We start from the raw sequence: 20,411 nt of genomic DNA, 5'->3' as shown, positions 1-20,411 counted from the left end.
ACGGGCGTCACTCCTCGCCGAGGATCTGGTAGATCTCCCGGCGTGCGTTGTTGACGATGTCGAGGATGCGCTGCTGCTGCTCGGCAGACGCGGCGTGCGCGGACTGTCCGACAGCACCGAACAGCTGGCCCAGCGCGGCCCGCAGGTTCACCGCGTTCGGGTCGGCGTCCTCGGCGATCTCGTCCCACGGGGCGGTCTCGATCTTGGCGGCCGCCGTGCGGCCTTCCTCGGTGAGCTCGAAGGTCTTCTTGCTGCCTTCGCTCTCGGTCGGGGTGATCAGACCCTCGTCGACCAGCAGTTGCAGGGTCGGATACACCGAGCCGGGGCTCGGCTTCCACAGATCGTTACTGCGGGCGGCGATCTCCTGGGTCATCTCGTACCCGTGCATGGGACGTTCGGTGAGCAGGGTCAGGATCGCGGCGCGCACGTCACCGCGCTTGCCGCGGCCGCGGGGACCACGACCGCCGCGACCACGGGGTCCGCCGCCGAAGCCGGGACCACCGAAGCCGGGACCGAAACCTCTGCCGAAGCCGGGACCGAATCCCGGGCCGAACGGACCCTGCGGGCCGGCGGCCTGCTCGCGGATGTGGTCGCGGAACTCGCGGCGGGCGTGGCGGCGATCGAACCCGAGGGGACCGAAGCCGAATGCGGGGTTGGGGGGTGTGAAGGGGGTGTTCATGGGGTGCTTCTTTCTGGAGAGGGAAGCACGGTCTGCACTTCCGATGCGTTAACGATATATCGGAAGCTATCGCGATGCAACTATCATTTTGAGCGGCCGTCGATGGCGGTCACCAACCAGCGCGCCCATTCCGCCTGCATGGCCTCGAAGCGCAGGCCATATTCCAGGGCGGCATTTGCGTAGAAGGAGTTGTCGGAGTCGTCGAGGTGCAGACCGTCGCGCAGCGCCTGCAGGCGTGCCAGTTCGGATTCGGCGTGCTCGACGAGTGCCTTAACGTGGTCGGCAGCGTCGCGGCGTGGGAGTTCGCCGAGCAGGAAGATGCGCAGCAACTCCGGCCTCCGGTCGGGCGGATCGTCCTGGGGATTGGTCACCCACCGCAGGAGTTCGGCATGCCCGGCTTCGGTGACGCGGTACACCTTGCGTCCGCGAGGGCCGATCTCGGCCACTTCGATGAATCCGTTGTCCGCCAAGCGGTTCAGCTCACCGTAGAGCTGGCTCTGGGTGGCCGGCCAGACGTTGGCCATCGACTTCTCGAAACGCTTGAGCAGGTCGTAGCCGCTGCCGGGATGTTGGGTCAGCAGGCCGAGCGCCGCCATTCGCAAACTCATGAAACAGATCCTACATTCCACTCTTGACATGTCACTAGTGGAATGTCATCGTGGTGTCATGACCACAGCCTCCGCACTGCCCGCCGAAGGTGACTTCTTCCGGCGCGGCAACTACGCGCCCGTCGCCGACGAACTCACCGAATACCACCTGCCCGTCCTGGGCGTCATCCCGCCCGAGATCGACGGGTGGTACCTGCGCAACGGGCCCAACCCGCGCGAGGCCAACGCGCACTGGTTCGCCGGTGACGGCATGGTCCATGGCGTCCGGATCGAGAACGGGGCGGCCAAGTGGTACCGCAACCGCTGGGTCCGCACCGACAGCTTCGTCGAGGACTTCCCGCTCTACAATCCCGACGGCTCCCGCAACCTGCGCGCCGCTCTCGCCAACACACACGTGGTCAACCATGCCGGGAAGACGCTGGCGCTGGTCGAATCATCGTTGCCGTATGAGATCAGCAACGAGCTGGAAACGTTGGGTGCCTACGATTTCGGTGGCAAGCTCACCAACTCGATGACCGCCCACCCGAAGATCTGCCCGACCACCGGTGAGATGCACTTCTTCGGTTACGGCAGCATCTTCGAGCCGTATGTCACCTACCACCGGGTGTCCGCCGACGGCGAACTGATCATCAACCGGCCGGTGGATGTCAAGGCGCACACCATGATGCATGACTTCGCCTTGACGGCCGATCACGTGATCTTCATGGACCTGCCGATCGTGTTCGACCTGGACGTCGCAGGCAAGGGCGAAGGCGATATGCCCTACCGCTGGAGCGACACCTACGGCGCTCGGTTCGGCGTGCTGCGCCGCGATGACCCGTTCGGTGTCATCCGCTGGTTCGATATCGACCCGTGCTACGTCTTCCACGTTGCGAACGCCTACGACCACGCGAATTCGATTGTGCTGCAGGCGGCCCGATACCCGGAGCTGTGGCGCAACGACGGCGGATTCGGTGAGCAGGCGGTGCTGTGGGAGTGGCGGATCGACCTGAACGCCGGCACGGTGACCGAACGCCAGCTCGACGATCGGGGGATCGAGTTCCCGAGGATCGACGACCGGCTGGTCGGCCTGCCGGCCCGTTTCTCGGTCTCGGTGGGAGACACCGCACTGGTTCGTCACGATCTGTCCACCGGTGCCGCCGAGACGCACTCCTTCGGGCCGGGGAGGTCCGGAGAAGCGGTGTTCGTACCGGCGGCGGGCCCGGGCGATGAGAGCAGCGGCTGGTATCTGAGCTACGTGTATGACCCGGTGCGCGAGGGTAGCGATCTGGTGATCCTGGACGCGTCCGATTTCGGAGGCGCACCGGTGGCGACCATCTCGCTACCGCAGCGGGTGCCGTTCGGGTTCCACGGCAACTGGATCGGCGCGTGAGCATCGGCGTCTCACGATGTGGACGTCGTAAATCCGCACCTACCGCACGGTACCGGCGGTCCCGGCAACGAGATGTGACCGGGTGTGCGCTGTTGCTGGAATGACCGGCCGGTGTGCGAAATGAAATTGCCGAACTGCGCTGCGGGGATACCCGCAGCGCGAGGTGGCGCAAACCACACACTCACCGAGATGTGCGCAGAATCACGCAGGTCGTACTGGTGGGTAGCTTATAAGCAGCAAACGCTGACACCGCCGGGGCGGTAGTTGCAATAACAACTGATTAGTTTGTAGGCGAAACTATCGACTTGCCGTGTACGACTGTTTGCCGGGTTTTCGACCACAGCTAAAAATTGCTCTCAACAGCAACGTTACGAAACCGCAATGTGCGGGTCTCGGAAATTTGGCAGAGGGTGCAACTTTACAAATCTCTCTTGACGTCAACTTACTGGTGGGTAAGTTCTCTCCAGTCCGGGGGAAGCGCCTGAAGGGATGGCAAAGAGAAAAATGTCCATGCAATTGACGATGAAGCCGTATGTGACGGTCGGTGTCGCGCTGGTCGGAGCCAGCGTGATCGCGGTGGCGCCGATCGCGCCGCGGGCCGAGCTGCACATGCCGTCGGTCACCCTGGCGGCCTCCATCGAGAATCCCATCACGGTCTTCAAACCGGTCGTCAATGCTGCCGGCGACCTGATCCGCGAGACGCTGCAGGCCGAGTTCGCCGATCCGTTCCCCATCCTGCGCCAGATCTTCGCCAACCAGCAGTACACCGTCTCGAAGCTGCTGGCGGCCATCAACGGTGGCGGGGCCGCCCTGACCGAGCTGGTTCAGGGGCTTCCCGCGGCACTGCAGGCCGCCGGCGCCATCGCGCGCACCGGCGACATCAACGGTGCGATCGACAGCCTGGTCGCCAGCGGCCTGGGACCGATCCTGAACTTCATCTCCGGCGTCACCGTGCCGCTGCAGGACGCGTTCGAGCGTCCGTTCGCGGTCGGCCAAGCACTGGTCGCCGGGGCATTCGAGAGCGGGCTCGCCCTCACGGTGGCGCTGGCGCAGACGTTCATCGGCATCGGCTTCCCGGTGGGGACCACCCCGGTGCTGCAGAACCTCGTCAGCGTCACCGAGTCGATCCTGAAGTCCATCGGGACGCTGAATCCGATCAACATCATCAACGCCGTCCAGAACGGCGTCGCCGATATCCTGCTGAACGGAATCCAGCACACCAGTGATTTCATGACGCAGACCGTGTCCTACATCCGCGATGTGATCGTCAACGCGCTCAAGGCCGGTCAGCCCGCCGCGGCGACCAAGACCGCGTCGGTGGCGACCGCCCCCACGGCCGATGCGCAGACCTTCACGATCTCGATCCCGGGTGCCGAATCCGACGGCGCCGCACCGGCGGTGACCCCGGTCAGCACCGGTGCTGAGTCGGCCGAGACGCCGGCTGAGACCCCCGCCGAGACTCCGGTCGAAACCCCCGCCGAGGTGCCCGCCGAGGAAGCCGTGACCGAGACGCCGGTCGAAGAGGCACCCCTCGAGGAGGTCGAGATCGAGGAGCCGGAGGCCGCCGAGCCCGTCACCCGACCGAGCCTCAAGCAGGCCGGGTCCGGCAAGACCTCGCCGAAACGGGCGGGCAACCCGCGCGCCGCGGCCTGATCGCACAAAAACGAGTGGTCTCCCTCGCCGGTCGGCGGGGGAGACTACTCGCATGACCAACCCTGTCCTGGCCCTGACCGCCGTGACTGCCGTGTGCAGCGCGGCGGTCGGCGGCCTTTTCTACGCGTTCTCGACATTCGTCATGCGCGGACTGGACCGCACCGACCCTGTTGAAGCCGCGGTGACGATGCGCGGTATCAACGCCGAGGCCCAGGCGAACGCCCCATTCCTGGTGCTGTTCCTCGGAACCGGCGTGCTGGCGCTCGTGCTCGGCGTCATCGCCGTCATCAACCGGGACGGCTGTCTCCTGGCGGGTGCGGTGCTCGCGCTGCTGCCGACGGTCATCACCATCGCCTTCAACGTGCCGTTGAACAACCGCCTGGAAGCCGGTCTGGACTGGGCGTCCTACCTGGGGCCGTGGACCGCGTGGAACCACGTCCGCACCGTCACCGGTCTGCTGGGAGGGGCGCTGCTGGTGATCGCCGGAACGCAACGATGACGATCACCGCGGCGGCGAGGACCAGCGTCGCCGCGAGGGTCGCGGTCGGAGCGATCCCCGAATCGAAAGCGGTATGCGCGGATTCGAGCAGCTTCTCGGCGGTCGGTGCGGGCAGTTCGCGCGCCACCGCGGTCGCGCCACCGATGCTTTCGGCCGCGTCGCCGGCCTGAACGGGCGTCAGGCCGGCAGGCACCTCGACGTTGGTTCGGTAGAACGCCGTGAAGATGGTGCCGAGCGTCGCCGCTCCCACCACTGCGCCCAGTTCGTATGCGGTCTCCGAAACGGCGGACGCGGCTCCGGCTTTCGCGGCCGGCACCGAGGCCACGATGGTGTCGTTCGAGATCGTCTGCGAGACACCGACACCGAGTTCGAGCACGATGAACGACACGATGATCGCGCCTACCGACAGATCGTGACGGAACAGCAGGATCAAGATGAAGCCGGCAGCGACGAACACCAGGCCGAAGACGATCAGAGCCTGCGCGCTGAAGTGCTTGGCCGCCTTGACCACCGAGATACCCGCGATCATGGACACCACAGCGCCTGGCAGGGTGACCAGGCCGGCCGCCAGCGGGCTCAACCCGAGCACCAACTGCAGGTGCTGGGATACGAAGAAGATGAACCCGATCAGCCCGACGATCGACAGGAAGTTCGCCAGCACCGACGAGGTGAACGGCCCGGAGCGGAACAGCTCCATATCGAGCATCGGTATGGGCCTGCGGTTCTGGCGTCGCACGAACAGCACGCCCGCGCCGATGCCCACCACAACCGCGGTCGCGACGAGTACGGACAGACCGTCGTGCGCGGCCGTCTTGATCGCCCAGACCAGCGGCAGCATCGCCACGAAGGACAGCACCACGCTGAACAGGTCGAGCGGGCCCGGATTCGGGTCGCGGGACTCCGGCACCAGCTTCGGGGCCAGAATCAGCAGCGGCAGCAGGATCGGGACCGCGATCAAAAAGACCGAACCCCAATGGAAGTGCTCGAGCAGCGCACCGCCGACGATCGGCCCGAGAGTCGATCCGGCGGTGAAGCACGACGCCCAGATGGCGATGGCCAACCGGCGTGCCGACGCCTCGGTGAAGATGTTGCGGATCAGCGACAGCGTCGAGGGCATGAGCATGGCGCCGAAGAAGCCGAGCACGGCGCGCGCGAGCACCAGCATCTCGGCGCTGGGTGCGAAGGCCGCCACCGCGGACACGATCGCGAACCCGGCGGCGCCGATCATCAGCAATCGGCGCCGGCCGATGCGGTCACCGAGGCTGCCCATGGCGACCAACAGCGCCGCCAGCACCAACGAATACACGTCGACGATCCACAGCTGGGTGGATGCCGCGGGCCGGAAGTCCTCGGCGATCGCGGGGAGCGCGAACGCCAGGACCGTGTTGTCGATCGCGATCAGCATCACCGGCAGGGTGAGGACCGCGAGCGCTATCCAGGAGCGTCGCGGTGTGGTTGTCGGCGGTGTGACCGACCGGGTGGTCATTTGATGGTTCCTTCGGTGAGGCTGCTCATGATGGCGTCGACGATCTGGTGTCGCGGTGTGCGGTCCTGCTTCATGGCTTCGTAGCCCGACAGCAGCAGTGACCAGAACACCCGTCGCGACCATCCGGGCGGGTACTCCGGCTTGTCCGCGCTTGCGCGCGCGAGGATCTCGGCGATCGCCTCGTCCCCGGTGTCGAGGTGGGCGGCCAGTTCGGGATCGGCCTGGATCGATGGTTCGGTGTAGATGAACAGCGCGATCGGGCCGAGGTCGAGCTGGGATTCCACCACCCGGCGCAGTGCGGCGTGCACGGGGCCGCAGGTCGGGTCGGCCGTTTCGATGGCCGCATTGCTGGCGGCGTGCACCTGGATGGCCACCGCGCGGAGCAGATCGCTGCGCTCGGGAAAATGGCGGTGCAGCGTGCTGCGCCCGACGCCGGCGACCTCGGCGATATCGGTCAGCGTGGCCGCCGGCTTGTCCGTGAGGACCGAGATGGCGGCCTCGATGATGGCGCGACGGGTGCGGCCACGCGCACCCGTTTCACCCATATCAAGGACACTCATGGCGCCAACTGTAGCACCAATATCCCAAAATGGGACACTCATGTCCCATTTTGGGTCAGGCGAGAGGTCTGGCCTGTAACCGCGCCAACTCGCGGCGGTGCCGTTCGGCGAGCACCGCGGCCAGCACGTACTCGGGCGGCGCACCGGGCGGCGGCGCAGGAGCGATGCGCGCCACCACGTCACCGGCGATGCGGTGTGCCATCTGTTCGCGCATACCGGGTTCCAGCTGGCCGGCCCGGGACAGGAACTGCCGTGCCATATCGGCCTGCTCGCCGGCCAGGCCGGACAGCTGCAGGCTCGCCGCCCACCAGGCCAGTTCCGGCGGCATCATCGGCGGCGGGTTCAGCTTCGGGGCGCGCTCGCTGATCACCATGGTGCCGGCGAACACGTCGCCGATGCGCTTACCCCGCGGTGAGAGCATGCTGCAGATCACCGCAGGCCCGCCGGTCAGCATCCAGATCTCGATGACGCTGGACAGAGCACGAAAAATCGCCTGCCGCAACCGCTCCGGGCCACCGTCATCGGAGACCACCCGCAGTCCCAGGGCCATCTTGCCCAGCGATCTGCCACGGGTGGCCGTCTCGAACACCACCGGATACCCGACCAGGACCAGCACCATGAAGATCAGCAGCACCGCGGCCGAAAGCGCCGGGTCCAGCTCGGACAACGTCAGCGCCCACAACACGGCCAGCACCCCGTAACCGGTGGCCATCACCGCGACGTCGATCAGGGCCGCCGCGGCACGCACCGGCAGCTGGGCGATCGACACCTCGAGCTGGACGGCATCACCGGTCACCACGGGTTCTGGCTGGAAGACCATGAGATAAACGCTACTAGGATCTGAACCGTGGATGTCGACGCGTTCGTGCTCGCCCACAGCCCGACCTGGGACCGCCTCGAGCAGTTGGTCAAGCGCCGCCGCAGGCTGACCGGCGCCGAGGTCGACGAGTTGGTCGACCTGTATCAGCGGGTGTCGACCCATCTTTCGATGGCGCGCAGCGCGACCGGTGACGCCGTCCTGGTGGGCAGGCTCTCGGGTCTGGTCGCGCGGGCGCGCGCCGCCGTCACCGGTGCGCACGCCCCGCTGGGTCGCGAATTCGTCCGGTTCTGGACGGTCTCGTTCCCGGTCGTCGCCTACGACTGCCGGCGCTGGTGGCTGGGTTCGGCGCTGAGCTTTCTGGTCGTCGCGATCGTGATCGGCTTCTGGGTGGCCGGCAGCCCGGAGGTGCGCGCGACCCTGGGCACACCGGCCGAGCTGGAGCAGCTGATCAACCACGACTTCGAGTCGTACTACAGCGAGAACCCGGCCGGGTCGTTCGGGCTGCAGGTCTGGGTCAACAACGCGTGGGTGGCCGCGCAGTGCATCGCCTTCGCCGTCCTGCTGGGCCTGCCGATCCCCTGGGTGTTGTTCCAGAACGCCGCCAATGTCGGGGTGTCCGGGGGCCTGATGTTCGGTGCCGGCAAGGGCGACCTGTTCCTCGGGCTGCTCACCCCGCACGGCCTGCTGGAGTTGACGGCGGTGTTCCTGGCCGCGGCGGCCGGTATGCGGTTGGGCTGGTCGGTGATCGCACCGGGGGACCGCCCGCGCGCGCAGGTGCTGGCCGAGCGGGGCCGCGCCGTGGTCTCGGTGGCCGGCGGACTGGTCGTGGTGCTGCTGATATCCGGGTTGATCGAGGCGCTGGTGACGCCGTCACCGCTGCCGACGTATGCCCGCATCGCGATCGGTGTGGCCGCCGAGATCGCCTTCCTGGCCTATGTGTTCCACTTCGGGCGCAAGGCCTCGCGAGCCGGGGAGACCGGTGACCTCGACGATGCACCCGACGTGGTGCCCACCGGTTAGAGCTTCCCGGCGGCCTTCATGGCCAGGTAGCGGTCCGCCAGCGCCGGTGCGAGTTGCTCGGGGAGCGCGTCGATGACATCGACGCCGTGGTTGCGCAGCCGGGTGGCGATCGTGTGCCGCTCATTGCGGGAGCGTTCTGCCGCCGCGGCGTCGTACACCTGCGCCGCATCGGCGCGGCCGGCCGCCAGTGCGTCCACCCGCGGATCGGAGACCGCCGCCAGCATCACCTGATGCTTGGCGGACAACTGCGGCAGCACGCTCATCAATCCCTCGTCGAGAGCTGAGGCGTTGAGGTCGGTGAGCAGGACGACCAGCGCCCGGCGGCGCACCCGGCGCTGGACAGCGGCGACCATCGCGGTGGCATCGGACTCCACGAGTGCGGGCTGCAGCGGCGCCATCACCGTCACCAGCTGGGCGAGCAGTTCGCGGCGGGACGCGTTGAACAGCCCGGCCCGGGAGACCCGGTCGTGGGCAAGAAAATCCACGTGATCTCCGGCCCGGGCGGCCAATGCCGCAAGCAGCAGTGCCGCATCCATCGACCAGTCCAGCCGCGGCCAGCCGGCGGGATCCGACGACAGTGGGTCCACCCCGATCCGGCCCGCCGATGTCCTGCCGGTATCCAGCACGATGACCACCCGCCGGTCGCGTTCGGGACGCCAGGTGCGCACGACCACATCGGCCCGCCGGGCCGTCGCGCGCCAGTCGATGGATCGCACATCGTCGCCGACGACATACTCACGCAACGAATCGAATTCGGTGCCCTGTCCGCGAATCAGGATCGGCACCATCCCGTCGAGCTCGCGCAGTTTGGCCAGCCGCGAGGGCAGGTGCTTGCGCGACAGGAACGGCGGCAGCACGTGCACCTGCCAGGGCACGTCGTGGGAGCGTTGCCGCCCGGCCAGCCCCAGCGGGCCGACGGCGCGCACGGTGACCTGGGCGCCATCCTGGTCACCACGCCGCACGGGCGCCAAGGTGGTGACCAGACGCGCCCGCCCGCCGGCCGGAACGTCGACGGGCCGGGTGCGCGGAGACGCGCGGGCGCTGGGCGCCCAGGCATCGCGGATCTGCCCGCGCAGCCGCCGTGACCCCGGATTGTGCACCTCGAGGTGGATGTCTATCGCCTGTCCCAGCCGTGCCGAGGTATCACCCGAGCGGGCCAGGACCAGCCGCCCCGGGGCGGCCGCCAGGGCGGTGTCGACGATCAGTGCGGTGGCGATCACCGCCAGCACGATGACGAAAGTGACCGCAGGCCAAGGTGATACCGCGATCGGCAGGATGCCGATCAGCGCCAGCAGGCAGGCCCGGCCGGTCAGGATCACCAGCGCGGCACCGGGACCGAAGACAGGATGCCGTCGAGCACGCCGTCGGGGCTGGCGCCTTCCAGCTCGGCCTCCGGTCGCAGCGCGATCCGGTGGCGCAGGGTCGGCCTGGCCATCGCCTTCACATCGTCGGGGGTCACGTAATCGCGTCCCGACAGCCAGGCCCAGGACCGCGCCGTCGCGAGTAGCGCTGTCGCACCGCGCGGTGACACCCCGAGCTGTAGGGCCGGCGAATGTCGGGTGGCCCCCGCGATGTCGACGATGTAGCCGAGGAGCTCCTGGGCCACCAGGACTTTGCGTACCGCCTCGCGGCCGGCGGCCAGTTCGGCGGGCCCGGCGACCGGGGCGAGCCCGGACAGATCGCGGGGGTCGAATCCGGCGGCATGTCTGCCCAGGATGGTGATCTCCTGATCACGCGGCGGCAGCGGCACATTCAGCTTGAGCAGGAATCGGTCCAGCTGGGCCTCGGGCAGTTGGTAGGTGCCCTCGTACTCGATGGGGTTCTGGGTGGCCGCCACGATGAACGGGTCGGGCAGCGGGCGGGCCTGCCCGTCGACGGTGACCTGTCGCTCCTCCATCGCCTCCAGCAGCGCCGCCTGGGTTTTCGGTGGAGTGCGGTTGATCTCGTCGGCCAGCAGCAGGTTGGCGAACACCGGGCCGGCGCGGAACTCGAACTCCGCGGTGCGGGCGTCGTAGACCAGGGATCCGGTGACATCGCCGGGCATCAGGTCCGGGGTGAACTGCACCCGTTTGAAATCCAGCTGCAGGGCGGCGGCGAGGCTGCGCACCAGCAGGGTCTTCGCCACGCCCGGTACACCTTCGAGCAAGACGTGCCCGCGGCACAGGAGCGCGATGACGAGTCCGCTGACCACGGCGTCCTGCCCGACCACGGCCTTGGAGATTTCGTTGCGCAGCGCGAGCAGCGCCTCCCGTGCGGCGTCCGGGTGCGAAGGTGACGTCACGACTGTGCGACCTGCCTTTCGAGATCATCGAGTTGGTGGGCGAGTTCGAGAAGTTCGGCGTCGGTGCCGGGGGCCGGCCCGAACAGCACGGTGCCGCAGTCCCGGCCGATACGTTGGGCGACAGCCGCGGTCACCGCCGACGGCGCCGCGGTGCGTCCGAGGCCCAGCCGCGGCAGCAGGCGGGCACGTGTCGCGGTGCGCAGGGCGTCGGCCGCGCGGTCGCGTGCGCGGTGCGCGCGGTACAGCCGGGCCCGGCCCTCCACCGTCTCCGATGCCCGCACCACGACGGGTAGGCGCTCGGCGACCAGCGGCCCCAGCCTGCGCCCGCGCCACCAGGCCACCAGCGCCACCGCCAGGCACAACTGCAGTACCGCCCAGCCGACCTGGCTCGGTGCCAGATCCAACAGCGATGCCTCCCCGGACGATTCACCCTGCAGGCGCTGCGGTGCGTACCAGATCACCCGGTCGTGGGTGCCGGCCAGATTCATCGCCAGCGCCGCGCTGCCCACACCGAGCAGGCCTGCGTTGGTCATGAAGTCCGAGCTGCCGACCACGGTGGTGGTGCGCCCGGATTCGGTGAAGCGCACCAGCGCACCGTCATAGCAGCGGGCGACCGGCAGATCACCGTCGCTGCGGTAGCTGTCGCTGATGCCGAACTGCACGTCACCCGATGTCACGGCCTCGCGCAGATCGCAACCCGGTGGGCCGCCGAACTGGACCGAACCGTCCAGCCGGATCGTCGGCGCCAGTCGTTCCCGGGTGCGTGCGGAGGGGGCGACCAGTAGCCGATCACCGGGAAGATCGGCCAGCGTGTTCAGGCCGTCCTCGTCGAGCAGGAAGAAGGTCTGGGCGATGAGGATCAACGTGTCCGGACGGGCTGCCGCGGCAACATCATTGACGTCCTCGGCGACCACCACGTCGACGCCGTGGTCCTCCAGCAGGGTGACCAGCGCGTGCGCACCGTCGGGAGAGGTCGAGCCGGCCTCCATCGGTCCGCCCGGGCGCGGTGCGGTCAGGTAGGTGCTGAGCGTGGACACCAGCGTAATCACCAACAGCGCCAACAGGACCCAGCGTGCCGTCCGCCAGCGTTGTCGTGTCACGCCTGGACCGCCCGGAGCACATTTTGGTCCAACTCGGCGATCTGGCGGTACTCGGTCTCGGTGCCCTGAAGTTCCCCGTAGCTGACATCGTTGAATGTGTCTGCGGCATGACGGAACTCGGATTGCAGGTCGGGTCGCGCGGCCGCGCCGTCGCGGGCCAGTTCGGTCGCGGTGCGTCCGGGAATTGGGTCCAGGATGCCCGTCTCCTCGAGCCCCCGCGCCACCGCGCGCAACCGGTGCCGGATCGCCAATGCCCAATCACCTTGTGCGGCAGACCTCTCGGCTTCGGCACGGTGCTGCGCGGCGCTGAGGTCATGGCCGCCGAACAGCGATTGCGCCGATCCGCGGTTCGTCCGCATGGTGTGCCGGGCGACGCGGATCGCCACGAAGACCGCCACGGCGAGGACCGTCAGCAGCAGCGCCAGGGTGATCCAGCCGCCGGGTAACCATGATCCGTTCGTGAAGACCTTGTAGAGGATCTCGTCGAGCCAGGCCATCAGTTGTTCGGTCAGCGAGGGCCGGGGGTAGATGGGCTTGCCGAGCTCGCGCTGGGCAGCATCGTGCGCGGCGTCGCTGTCGATGTTGATACCGGTCACGTCAGGGCCGGCGGGTCAGCCACAGGTAGTCGGTGGAATCGGCGGGTGAGGCCGGACCGATACCGGCGCCGGTCTGCAACACGAGGTCGAAGGCCTCGGCGCGGATGCGGCGATCGGTGTACTGCAACACCACCACCCCGGCAGTGAACGGGGCGGTGAGGATCTGCCCGATCGCGCCGCCGATGGAGGCGAGCGCCAGCCCCGCGAGTGCGGTGCCGGCCGAGCCGCCCATGATGATCAGGGCCTGCGATCCGAGGCTGAAGGGCATGGCGACCGCCCCGGAGATCAGCCCGGCGACCAGCACGGCCAGCAGCCGGATGCCGAGAACTCGCCAGAAGTCGTTGCGCACCAGGGCGAAAGACCGCTCGATCGCGGCGATGACGGGGAGTCGCTCCAGCACGATGAGGGTGGGAGCGAAGCTGAGTTTGGTGAAGAGGAACGCCAGCGCCACAATCGAACCGAGCACCAACGGGAGGCCGACCGCGAACGCGAACCAGCCGTTCAAGGCGAAGGCGACCGCCGTGATGACTCCGGCCACCGCCGCCACCAACAGGACCACGCCCAGCGATTCCAGGGCGGTGTAGACCAGCAGGGCGACCAGCCTGCTCTTCACCCGCTGCCACGCTTCGCCGATGGTGATGGGCGAGCCGAACACCGCCCGGCCCACGATGACGGTGAGCAGTCCGCTCAGCAGGATCATCGAGATCCAGGTGGCCAGACCACCGGCGAGCGCGCCGAGGACCGACCCGACCAGGATCGAGACGTCGGGATCCGGGCCGGTCAGATTCGGGGGCTCCAGAATGCCGCTGGTCGCCAGGGGCCCGAACTGCAGCAGCAGCGCCAGCAATTGGGCGATGACGACGACGATCGTCGTGACGCCCAGGGTGGTCTTCGGGTTGGCCCGGATATATGCGAAGGCGCCGTTGAAGATGTCGGACAGGTTCAGCGGGCGCAGCGGGATGATGCCGGGCTTGATCGGAAGCGGGTTGTACGGCGATTGGTAGGGCGGTGGCGGGTAGTACGGGTGGTACCCGCCTGCGTCACTACTCATGGCTCCATCCTGTCATTGGCGTAGCGTCGCAGCCATGTCGGAATTGAAGGACAGGTTGCGTGCCGACCTGACGGCGGCGATGAAGGCCCAGGACAAACTGCGTACGGCGACGCTGCGCATGTTGCTTGCATCGATCCAGTCCGAAGAGGTTTCGGGCAAGCAGGCGCGCGAGCTGTCCGACGAGGATGTGCTCAAGGTGTTGGCGCGGGAGGCGAAGAAGCGCGGCGAGGCCGCCGAGATCTACACCCAGAACGGGCGCGGCGAGCTGGCCGCCAATGAGCACGCCGAGGCGCGCATCATCGACGAGTACCTGCCCACTCCGTTGACCGATGCGGAGCTGGCCGACGTGGTGGACACCGCGCTGGCCCAGGTCGCCGAGGAACTCGGTGAGCGGCCCGGGGTTCGGCAGATGGGTCAGGTGATGAAGGCGGCCAATGTCATCGCCGCCGGCAAGGCCGACGGGGCACGGTTATCCGCGGCTGTGAAGGCTCGCCTGTAGCTCCGCGTGGGCACGGCGCTCGACGAGCAGCGCGACGTAGTCGCGGACCGTGCTGGTGATGAAACGGCTGTGGGCCTCGGCGACGGTGGCACTGACCGTCTCCGCAGGCACCTCGGTGAAACGTTTCATGAGTCGATCTTCGACGTTCGCGATCTGTTCACCCTCATCGATCTTGAGCACGTCACGGATCTTTGTTGACAGTCGACTCGCCGGTCAAGTCTGCCCGGCGAGTCTTTGCTCACACGCGCCAAAGAGCCTGTTGGGTGGTGTTCGCGATCAGCGAGCCGGCCTTGTCATACAACCCGCCGACGACCAGTCCGCGGGAATGGCTGTTGCCCAGCGAGTCGACCTCGTAGCGATGCCACGCATCGGGGATGAACGGGCGGTGGAACCACACCGAATGATCGAGGCTGGCGGCGTAGCCGACGTCCTCACCGACCGGGGTGCCGGGCGGGCGGGCGGCAGGGACCGGCCCCAGGTCGGACATGTAGGTCAGGGTGCAGGCCCGGATCAACGGATCGTCCTCGATCCGGTCGCGGGTGCGGATCCAGAACGGCGGGACCGCGAACGGCGAGTCGTCGTCGGGATTGCAGCGCAGTTCGAACCGGTCCACCACGTCCAGATCCGGGTTCTTCTCGATGGCGTCGTCGAACTCCACGCCCGGCGGCCGCGGCGGGAACCAGTCCGCGCCCGCCTCGTCGACCTGGAAGGACGCGATCATCTCCAGGATGACCTTGCCCTGCTGGCGGGCGGTGACCCGGCGGGTGTCGAAGGATCGGCCGTCACGGGTGCGCTCGACCTGTAGTTCGACGTCGACCCCGTGCCGGCCGCCGCGCACGAAGTAGGCGTGCAGGGACTGCGGATGCTTGTCGGGATCGACGGTCGCGCCCGCGGCGCCCAACGACTGGGCGGCGATCAGGCCGCCGAACAACCGCTCGCCCGGCCCACTCCACTGCGGCGCGATGAACACATCGCCATCACGGTCGAAGTCGAGCAGGCCGGCGATCCAGCTCTCGGTGGTCATCCCCGGACCGTATCAACCGCTTGGTTGGGCGAGCGAAGCGACGGGGGATTGCAGCAGTGCCCGGTCTCGGGTCGCTACAGCTGAGCCCAGATGCTCTTCGTCTTCAGGTACGCCTCGATACCTTCGTAGCCGAACTCCTTGCCGAGGCCCGACTGCTTGTACCCGCCGAACGGCACATTGTGGTCGAAGGTCAGCTGGCAGTTCAGTCCGACCATGCCGGCCTGCAGGCGCTTGCCGAGGCTGTGTGCGCGGGCCAGGTTGGTGGTCCAGACGGTGGCCGCCAGGCCGTAGCTGGTGTCGTTGGCCATGGCCACCGCCTCGTCGTCACTGTCGAAGGGCAGGATCGTCACCACCGGACCGAAGATCTCCTCCCTGTACAGCCGGCTGGTGGCCGGGTCGACGTCGGTGACGACGGTCGGCTTGACGAAGTAGCCCTTGCGATCCAAGCGGTAGCCACCGGAAACGATCTCGGCGCCCTCTTTCTTGCCCTGCTCGATGTAGCCCAGCACCCGGTCGAGCTGCTTCTGGCTGACCAGGGGGCTGATCATCGCGCCCTCGTCCTTGGGTCCGCCCAGCACCAGGTTGTCGCCGATCATCGAGATGCCGGCCACCACTCGCTCATAGACGCTGCGCTGCACGAAGATTCGCGAGCCGCAGACGCAGCCCTGACCGGAGTGCACGAAGATACCCATCGAGGCCATCATGATCGCCATGTCCAGATCGGCGTCCTCGTAGATCAGCACCGGGGACTTGCCGCCGAGTTCGAGCGTCACCTTCTTGAGGTTGTCGGCCGAGTCGCGCATGATCTGCTTGCCGACCTCGGTCGAGCCGGTGAAGGCGACCTTCTCCACATCGGGGTGGGCGGTGATCGCGGCACCGGCGGTGGCGCCGTAGCCGATCACGAAGTTCGCCACACCGTCGGGCACGCCGGCCTCCCGGATCAGCCGCTCCAGCAACACCGCCGACAGGGGTGTCTCCTCGGCCGGCTTGACCACGATCGAGCAGCCGGCAGCCAGCGCCGGGGCGATCTTGGCGCATGCGTTGAACAGTGGTCCGTTCCACGGATAGATCAGTCCGACAACGCCGTAGGGCTCTTTGGTGGTGTAGGCGTGCAGGTTGGAGAAGTTGCTGTTGACGCCACCCTCCATCTGCACCTGGTAGCTGTTGCCGTTGATCTTGGTGCACCAGCCGGCGTAGTAACGGAAGAACTCGGCGCAGGTGGATACGATCATCCCGGCCTGGAACGGGGGCATGCCGGCGTCCAACGACTCCAGTTGGGCGAATTCTTCGGCGTGCTCATCGATCAGGTCGCCCAGTTTCCACAACACCTTGGCGCGCTGCCGGGCCGGGATGTCGGTCCAGACGCCGGACAGATAGGCCGCCTTGGCGCTGGCGACCGCCTCGTTCACGGCCTCCACCCCGCAGTCGCGGAACTCGGTGATCTGTTCTTCGGTGGCGGGGTCGATGACGGGGATGAGCTCGCCGCTGCCCGGTCGGTTCCGCAGGTCGTCGATGACGCTCTGCAGTGCACTGTCGGGAATCGTGGATGTCATCGGTGGCCCTTCGTCGCCTGTTCGTAAATGCTGAGCACCTGCTTAGCATTGCGGCGACGGCCGGGTCAATAGCGCGGCATCAGGCGGCGAGGGTTACTTGTCGTCGCCGTGTCCGCGTTCCGGGATGGGGGGCTGCGGGACGACGGGGTAGTCACCGGTGTAGCCGATGCGCTCCTGTGCCATCGTCATGACCTTGCCGCGGACCACGTACCAGCCGCCCACCAGCATCGGGCCGATGACCAGGATGGCGATGAGGTTCCAGTAGTTCTCGTAGCACATGAGCACCGTCACCGCGGCGAGGAAGACCAGGGTCGCGTAGCTGGTGTACGGCGTGCCCGGCAGCCGGAACTTCGGTCGTTGCAGGATGCCCTTCTGCTCCCAGCGCCACAGTTGGAGCTGACAGGCCACGATCATGGCCCAGGTGGCGATGATGCCCAGCGCCGAAAGATCGAGCGCGATGTTGAACGCCTCCTCCGGGACGAAGAGGTTCAGGATCACGCCGAGCAGGGTCAGTGCGCCGGTCAGCGCGATGCCACCGAACGGCACCCCGTTGCGGTTCATCTTGCCGGTGAACGCGGGGGCGCTGCCGTTCATCGCCATCGAGCGCAGAATGCGGCCGGTCGAGTACAGGCCGGCGTTGAGGCTGGACATGGCGGCGGTCAGCACCACCAGGTTCATGATGCCGCCGGCGGCGGGGACGCCGATCTTGGAGAAGAACGTGACGAACGGGCTCTCACCGGCCTGGTAGGTGGTGTACGGGAGCAGCAGTGCCAGCAGGATCAGCGATCCGACGTAGAACACCGCGATGCGCACGATCACCGAGTTGATGGCGCGCGGCATCACTTTCGCGGGTTCGGCTGTCTCGCCGGCCGCGATACCGACGAGTTCGACTGCCGCATAAGCGAAGATGACGCCGGAGGTGACGATCACCAAGGAGAACATCCCGGTGGGCAGTAGCCCGCCGTTGTCACTGATCACACTGAAACCGGTTGATGCACCCTCGATCTCGAAGCGTCCGGCGAGGAACACGATGCCGACGACCAGGAACGTCACGAGCGCGGCGACCTTGATGATGGACGCCCAGAACTCCATCTCGCCGAACAGCTTCACCGAGATGATGTTCATCGTCATCACGATCGCGAGCGCGACCAGGGCGATGAGCCACTGCGGGATGGCCTCGAACATTCCCCAGAAGTGCACGTAGAGCGCCACCGCGGTGACATCCACAATGGCCGTTGCCGCCCAGTTGAAGAAGTACAGCCAGCCGGTGACGTAAGCCGTTTTCTCACCGAAGAATTCGCGCGCATAGGAGACGAAGGAGCCGGACGACGGCCGGTGCAGCACGAGTTCGCCGAGTGCGCGCATGATGAAGAACACAAAAACGCCGCAGAACGCGTACACCAGGAACAGGCCGGGGCCGGCGTCGTGAAGTCGGCTTCCGGCGCCCATGAACAGGCCGGTGCCGATTGCCCCGCCGATGGCGATCATCTGGATCTGCCGGGGTTTGAGGGACTTGTGGTAGCCCTCGTCCTCGTGTGTCAGTGCCGAGTTGTCATACGTTGAAGCGTCGGTCGACATGTCGCCCCCGATGAATGTGCGCAGTGGTGAGGCACGCTCACCGTTGGGCGCACACTGTGGTTCCTGGCTGAGCGTAGGCCTGGTTGGCGAGGGGCGATACTTGAGCGTGTAAACATTGCGTCAACTGACACGCTGTTCATCAAGATCAATCAACACCATTGCCGGGCAGTGGGATTCGGCAGGGTCAAGTGTCAGGCGCTGTCAGTTCCGGTCCCATGGCCATCGGTGGCCGGCAGGGCGGGACACTGGCGCCGGAACATCGCGCAGCATATGCGAGACGATCTCGACGAGCTCGGTGCACGAGTCGTAGCGTGCTGCAGCATCTTTCGCCAGAGCTTTGGTGAAGATGGAGTCGAGTCCGCTGGGCAGCCAGCGGACTCGCCGGCTGAGTGAGGGGACGGGATCGTGCAGGTGTGCGTAGGTGATCGCGAATGGTGTGCCGCGCGGATATGGCGGTACCGATGTGATCCACTCGACCATGGTGCAGGCCAACGCGTAGAGATCTGTTGCCGGCGTCAATTGTTGGCCCTGAAGCAGTTCCGGTGCCGCGTAGGCGATCGAGCCGCTGATGCGCCCGTTGCGCGCCAGCGGCAATACGTCATCGATCAGCTGCGCGATCCCGAAGTCGTTCAGAAAGGCATCGGTGTGATCGGCGCTGAGCAAGATGTTGGCGGGCTTGACATCTCGATGCAGCACATCCATCGAGTGGGCGTAGTCGAGGGCGTCGGCGATCTGGCGTGAGGCCCGCAGGATGGACGCGATATCGGGTTCGTGTCCGGGCTTGGGCACCAGCACCGAGGATTCTGGGCCGTCGATGTACTGCATTGTCATCCACAGGGTGGGGTGGGCCAGCGGCCGGGCCGGTATCTCGCCCTGCTGGTACATGGCCACGATGTGCGGGTGATCGAGCATCGCGGCGATGGTGAACTCGCGGGCGAACCGCTCGCGCGTCCGTGGGTGGCGTGTCGGATCCGTGTGCAGAACCTTGCACGCCACCGCATCGGTGCGCCCGGTGTGATGCACGAGGTAGACATCGGCGCTGGCGCCACGGCCCAACAGGGCGTCGACGGTGTAGTCGGCGATGACGTCACCGGGTTCCAGCACAGGGAAAGGGTAGTCAGCGAATGCCGCCGGCGCAGCGCGATCACGGCCGCCGGGACGCTGATGGCAATCGCGACGACGCCGCGTGTTGCTAGCGCGGTTTTGTGAGTACCTGGACCACTGCCTGCAGCGGGTCGGACGATGTCGCGATCTCGCCGACGTAAGGGTGGGACAACTGAAGGACCAGATAGAGATTCATCGCGATGATGGCGCCGACGATGGCCACGATGGGATAGTGCTGGCCGGGCTTCTCGACGCCGTAGATGATCACCGTGCCGAGCACCATCGCGCTGGTCAGAAAGATGACCGCCCACAGCGGCCACGGGGGTCCGACATCTGACCTGGCGGTCGAGATTCTGGCGGTGCGGGCCTGACTCATCTTGTCGAGGTTGGAAAACGACGTTGAGAGAAAGGTCTTCTGGACGTCGGTCTTCGCCTGGACTTGTTGGTAGACGTTGTACACCTCGGCGAGGGCTCTGTCGGCCTCTTCGGAGATTGCGGCATGGGCGTTGGTCCATTCGGCGACAGCGGCCTGCTCGTAGGCCAGCAGTGCTTCCCGGATCCGGTCCTGGTCTGCCTGCTCGAACACGGTGAGGTCTCTGGCCATCTGGACCGCCGCGGCACCTTCAGCGCGCGCCGCGGTGTCGGCGCTGCTGATCTGGCTCCACATGGCGGAGACGACGAACCCGATGAAGAAGGCGTAGACGAATCCGATGAAGCCGTAGGTGAATTTGGTGACGTCGTTGTGCTCGCCGACCGCGAGTCGCGGGTATCGACGGCGGATGAGCTTCTGGGCCAGGACCGCACCACCGGAGATGATCACGATCAGGCCGATCAACAGAGCGAGGGACGGAATATGACTTACGAGCCATTGACTCATCGGTGAAGTTCCTCGGCTCGGCCAGCACGGTGTTACTGGTTCGGTTGGCGC

At 66.9% G+C, this 20,411-nt stretch carries 21 protein-coding genes; 5 read left to right on the top strand and 16 right to left on the bottom strand.

The window, feature by feature from the left end; translation table 11 throughout:
- Positions 1–7 precede the first annotated feature (7 nt).
- Together ASE48_RS30770 and ASE48_RS30765 are read right to left on the bottom strand one after the other, a co-directional pair.
- The gene (locus ASE48_RS30770) at positions 8–679 is read right to left on the bottom strand and encodes a PadR family transcriptional regulator (RefSeq protein WP_057171011.1); all 672 of its coding nucleotides are present in this window, start codon (positions 677–679) and stop codon (positions 8–10) included.
- A gap of 83 nt (positions 680–762) precedes the next feature.
- Positions 763–1,287 carry a PadR family transcriptional regulator gene (locus tag ASE48_RS30765; protein WP_057171010.1) on the bottom strand — a complete coding sequence of 175 codons (525 nt, stop codon included), beginning with the start codon at positions 1,285–1,287 and terminating at the stop codon, positions 763–765.
- Positions 1,288–1,345: 58 nt separating this feature from the next.
- Between ASE48_RS30765 and ASE48_RS30760 the strand changes: the two genes are divergently transcribed.
- The 3 genes from ASE48_RS30760 (at position 1,346) to ASE48_RS30750 (ending at position 4,811) form a co-directional block, all read left to right on the top strand.
- Entirely contained in the window at positions 1,346–2,659 is a 1,314-nt protein-coding gene (locus tag ASE48_RS30760) for a carotenoid oxygenase family protein (protein ID WP_057171009.1), read from the top strand.
- Between the two features lie 504 nt (positions 2,660–3,163).
- Positions 3,164–4,312 carry a hypothetical protein gene (locus ASE48_RS30755; RefSeq protein WP_156409452.1) on the top strand — a complete coding sequence of 383 codons (1,149 nt, stop codon included), beginning with the start codon at positions 3,164–3,166 and terminating at the stop codon, positions 4,310–4,312.
- Positions 4,313–4,364: 52 nt separating this feature from the next.
- Positions 4,365–4,811 carry an anthrone oxygenase family protein gene (locus ASE48_RS30750; RefSeq protein WP_057171007.1) on the top strand — a complete coding sequence of 149 codons (447 nt, stop codon included), beginning with the start codon at positions 4,365–4,367 and terminating at the stop codon, positions 4,809–4,811.
- Here the strand turns inward: ASE48_RS30750 and lfrA are convergent.
- The 3 genes from lfrA to ASE48_RS30735 are packed head-to-tail and all read right to left on the bottom strand — an operon-like array spanning position 4,759 to position 7,677.
- Positions 4,759–6,297 carry an efflux MFS transporter LfrA gene (lfrA, locus tag ASE48_RS30745; RefSeq protein WP_057171006.1) on the bottom strand — a complete coding sequence of 513 codons (1,539 nt, stop codon included), beginning with the start codon at positions 6,295–6,297 and terminating at the stop codon, positions 4,759–4,761. The two genes, ASE48_RS30750 and lfrA, sit on opposite strands and share 53 nt — an antisense overlap.
- Positions 6,294–6,857 carry a TetR/AcrR family transcriptional regulator gene (locus ASE48_RS30740; protein ID WP_057171005.1) on the bottom strand — a complete coding sequence of 188 codons (564 nt, stop codon included), beginning with the start codon at positions 6,855–6,857 and terminating at the stop codon, positions 6,294–6,296. Before ASE48_RS30740 ends, lfrA begins: the two co-directional genes overlap by 4 nt.
- 55 nt (positions 6,858–6,912) lie before the next feature.
- Complete coding sequence (locus ASE48_RS30735; protein ID WP_057171004.1) at positions 6,913–7,677, bottom strand: RDD family protein; 765 nt, start codon at positions 7,675–7,677, stop codon at positions 6,913–6,915.
- A 27-nt stretch (positions 7,678–7,704) separates the two neighbouring features.
- Here ASE48_RS30735 and ASE48_RS30730 point away from each other — a divergent pair, with 27 nt between their 5' ends.
- Positions 7,705–8,697, top strand: coding sequence for a stage II sporulation protein M (locus ASE48_RS30730; RefSeq protein WP_057171003.1), 993 nt, complete (start codon positions 7,705–7,707; stop codon positions 8,695–8,697).
- Here the strand turns inward: ASE48_RS30730 and ASE48_RS30725 are convergent.
- Genes ASE48_RS30725 through ASE48_RS30705 form a run of 5 tightly spaced genes read right to left on the bottom strand, consistent with a single transcriptional unit; the run spans position 8,694 to position 13,725 of the window.
- Positions 8,694–10,016: a DUF58 domain-containing protein gene (locus ASE48_RS30725; protein ID WP_057171002.1), complete on the bottom strand. Its 1,323-nt coding sequence runs from the start codon at positions 10,014–10,016 to the stop codon at positions 8,694–8,696. The two genes, ASE48_RS30730 and ASE48_RS30725, sit on opposite strands and share 4 nt — an antisense overlap.
- The gene (locus ASE48_RS30720; RefSeq protein ID WP_057171001.1) at positions 10,013–10,978 is read right to left on the bottom strand and encodes an AAA family ATPase; all 966 of its coding nucleotides are present in this window, start codon (positions 10,976–10,978) and stop codon (positions 10,013–10,015) included. Before ASE48_RS30720 ends, ASE48_RS30725 begins: the two co-directional genes overlap by 4 nt.
- Positions 10,975–12,078 carry a DUF4350 domain-containing protein gene (locus ASE48_RS30715; protein ID WP_057171000.1) on the bottom strand — a complete coding sequence of 368 codons (1,104 nt, stop codon included), beginning with the start codon at positions 12,076–12,078 and terminating at the stop codon, positions 10,975–10,977. Before ASE48_RS30715 ends, ASE48_RS30720 begins: the two co-directional genes overlap by 4 nt.
- Positions 12,075–12,674: a DUF4129 domain-containing protein gene (locus ASE48_RS30710; RefSeq protein ID WP_057170999.1), complete on the bottom strand. Its 600-nt coding sequence runs from the start codon at positions 12,672–12,674 to the stop codon at positions 12,075–12,077. The genes ASE48_RS30715 and ASE48_RS30710 overlap by 4 nt, the downstream gene beginning before the upstream one ends.
- Before the next feature lies 1 nt (position 12,675).
- The gene (locus ASE48_RS30705; protein ID WP_057170998.1) at positions 12,676–13,725 is read right to left on the bottom strand and encodes a hypothetical protein; all 1,050 of its coding nucleotides are present in this window, start codon (positions 13,723–13,725) and stop codon (positions 12,676–12,678) included.
- A gap of 34 nt (positions 13,726–13,759) precedes the next feature.
- Here ASE48_RS30705 and ASE48_RS30700 point away from each other — a divergent pair, with 34 nt between their 5' ends.
- Positions 13,760–14,224, top strand: coding sequence for a GatB/YqeY domain-containing protein (locus tag ASE48_RS30700; protein WP_057170997.1), 465 nt, complete (start codon positions 13,760–13,762; stop codon positions 14,222–14,224).
- Here the strand turns inward: ASE48_RS30700 and ASE48_RS30695 are convergent.
- The 6 genes from ASE48_RS30695 to ASE48_RS30670 form a co-directional block, all read right to left on the bottom strand.
- Positions 14,195–14,404 (bottom strand): three-helix bundle dimerization domain-containing protein, encoded by a 210-nt coding sequence (locus ASE48_RS30695; RefSeq protein WP_057170996.1) that lies wholly within the window; start codon positions 14,402–14,404, stop codon positions 14,195–14,197. The two genes, ASE48_RS30700 and ASE48_RS30695, sit on opposite strands and share 30 nt — an antisense overlap.
- Before the next feature lie 58 nt (positions 14,405–14,462).
- A complete protein-coding gene (locus tag ASE48_RS30690; RefSeq protein WP_057170995.1) occupies positions 14,463–15,248 on the bottom strand; it encodes an acyl-CoA thioesterase in 786 nt (261 codons plus the stop codon).
- Positions 15,249–15,322: 74 nt separating this feature from the next.
- Positions 15,323–16,801, bottom strand: a complete 1,479-nt coding sequence (locus ASE48_RS30685) for an aldehyde dehydrogenase family protein (protein WP_057170994.1) — start codon at positions 16,799–16,801, stop codon at positions 15,323–15,325.
- Positions 16,802–16,894: 93 nt separating this feature from the next.
- Complete coding sequence (locus ASE48_RS30680; RefSeq protein ID WP_057170993.1) at positions 16,895–18,379, bottom strand: amino acid permease; 1,485 nt, start codon at positions 18,377–18,379, stop codon at positions 16,895–16,897.
- Between the two features lie 201 nt (positions 18,380–18,580).
- Entirely contained in the window at positions 18,581–19,483 is a 903-nt protein-coding gene (locus tag ASE48_RS30675; RefSeq protein WP_057170992.1) for a serine/threonine-protein kinase, read from the bottom strand.
- An 88-nt stretch (positions 19,484–19,571) separates the two neighbouring features.
- Complete coding sequence (locus ASE48_RS30670) at positions 19,572–20,360, bottom strand: bestrophin-like domain (RefSeq protein WP_057170991.1); 789 nt, start codon at positions 20,358–20,360, stop codon at positions 19,572–19,574.
- Positions 20,361–20,411 lie beyond the last annotated feature (51 nt).

This window comes from Mycobacterium sp. Root265 (assembly GCF_001428895.1).
Taxonomy (GTDB): Bacteria; Actinomycetota; Actinomycetes; order Mycobacteriales; family Mycobacteriaceae; genus Mycobacterium.
This window is presented reverse-complemented; position numbering and strand designations above follow the sequence as displayed.

Excerpts from the sequence above, each read along its gene's own strand:
- ASE48_RS30770 (WP_057171011.1), bottom strand. The coding sequence starts at position 679 with ATGAACACCCCCTTCACACCCCCCAACCCCGCATTCGGCTTCGGTCCC.
- ASE48_RS30765 (WP_057171010.1), bottom strand. The coding sequence starts at position 1,287 with ATGAGTTTGCGAATGGCGGCGCTCGGCCTGCTGACCCAACATCCCGGC.
- ASE48_RS30760 (WP_057171009.1), top strand. The coding sequence starts at position 1,346 with ATGACCACAGCCTCCGCACTGCCCGCCGAAGGTGACTTCTTCCGGCGC.
- ASE48_RS30755 (WP_156409452.1), top strand. The coding sequence starts at position 3,164 with ATGTCCATGCAATTGACGATGAAGCCGTATGTGACGGTCGGTGTCGCG.
- ASE48_RS30750 (WP_057171007.1), top strand. The coding sequence starts at position 4,365 with ATGACCAACCCTGTCCTGGCCCTGACCGCCGTGACTGCCGTGTGCAGC.
- lfrA (WP_057171006.1), bottom strand. The coding sequence starts at position 6,297 with ATGACCACCCGGTCGGTCACACCGCCGACAACCACACCGCGACGCTCC.
- ASE48_RS30740 (WP_057171005.1), bottom strand. The coding sequence starts at position 6,857 with ATGAGTGTCCTTGATATGGGTGAAACGGGTGCGCGTGGCCGCACCCGT.
- ASE48_RS30735 (WP_057171004.1), bottom strand. The coding sequence starts at position 7,677 with ATGGTCTTCCAGCCAGAACCCGTGGTGACCGGTGATGCCGTCCAGCTC.
- ASE48_RS30705 (WP_057170998.1), bottom strand. The coding sequence starts at position 13,725 with ATGAGTAGTGACGCAGGCGGGTACCACCCGTACTACCCGCCACCGCCC.
- ASE48_RS30700 (WP_057170997.1), top strand. The coding sequence starts at position 13,760 with ATGTCGGAATTGAAGGACAGGTTGCGTGCCGACCTGACGGCGGCGATG.
- ASE48_RS30690 (WP_057170995.1), bottom strand. The coding sequence starts at position 15,248 with ATGACCACCGAGAGCTGGATCGCCGGCCTGCTCGACTTCGACCGTGAT.
- ASE48_RS30685 (WP_057170994.1), bottom strand. The coding sequence starts at position 16,801 with ATGACATCCACGATTCCCGACAGTGCACTGCAGAGCGTCATCGACGAC.
- ASE48_RS30680 (WP_057170993.1), bottom strand. The coding sequence starts at position 18,379 with ATGTCGACCGACGCTTCAACGTATGACAACTCGGCACTGACACACGAG.
- ASE48_RS30670 (WP_057170991.1), bottom strand. The coding sequence starts at position 20,360 with ATGAGTCAATGGCTCGTAAGTCATATTCCGTCCCTCGCTCTGTTGATC.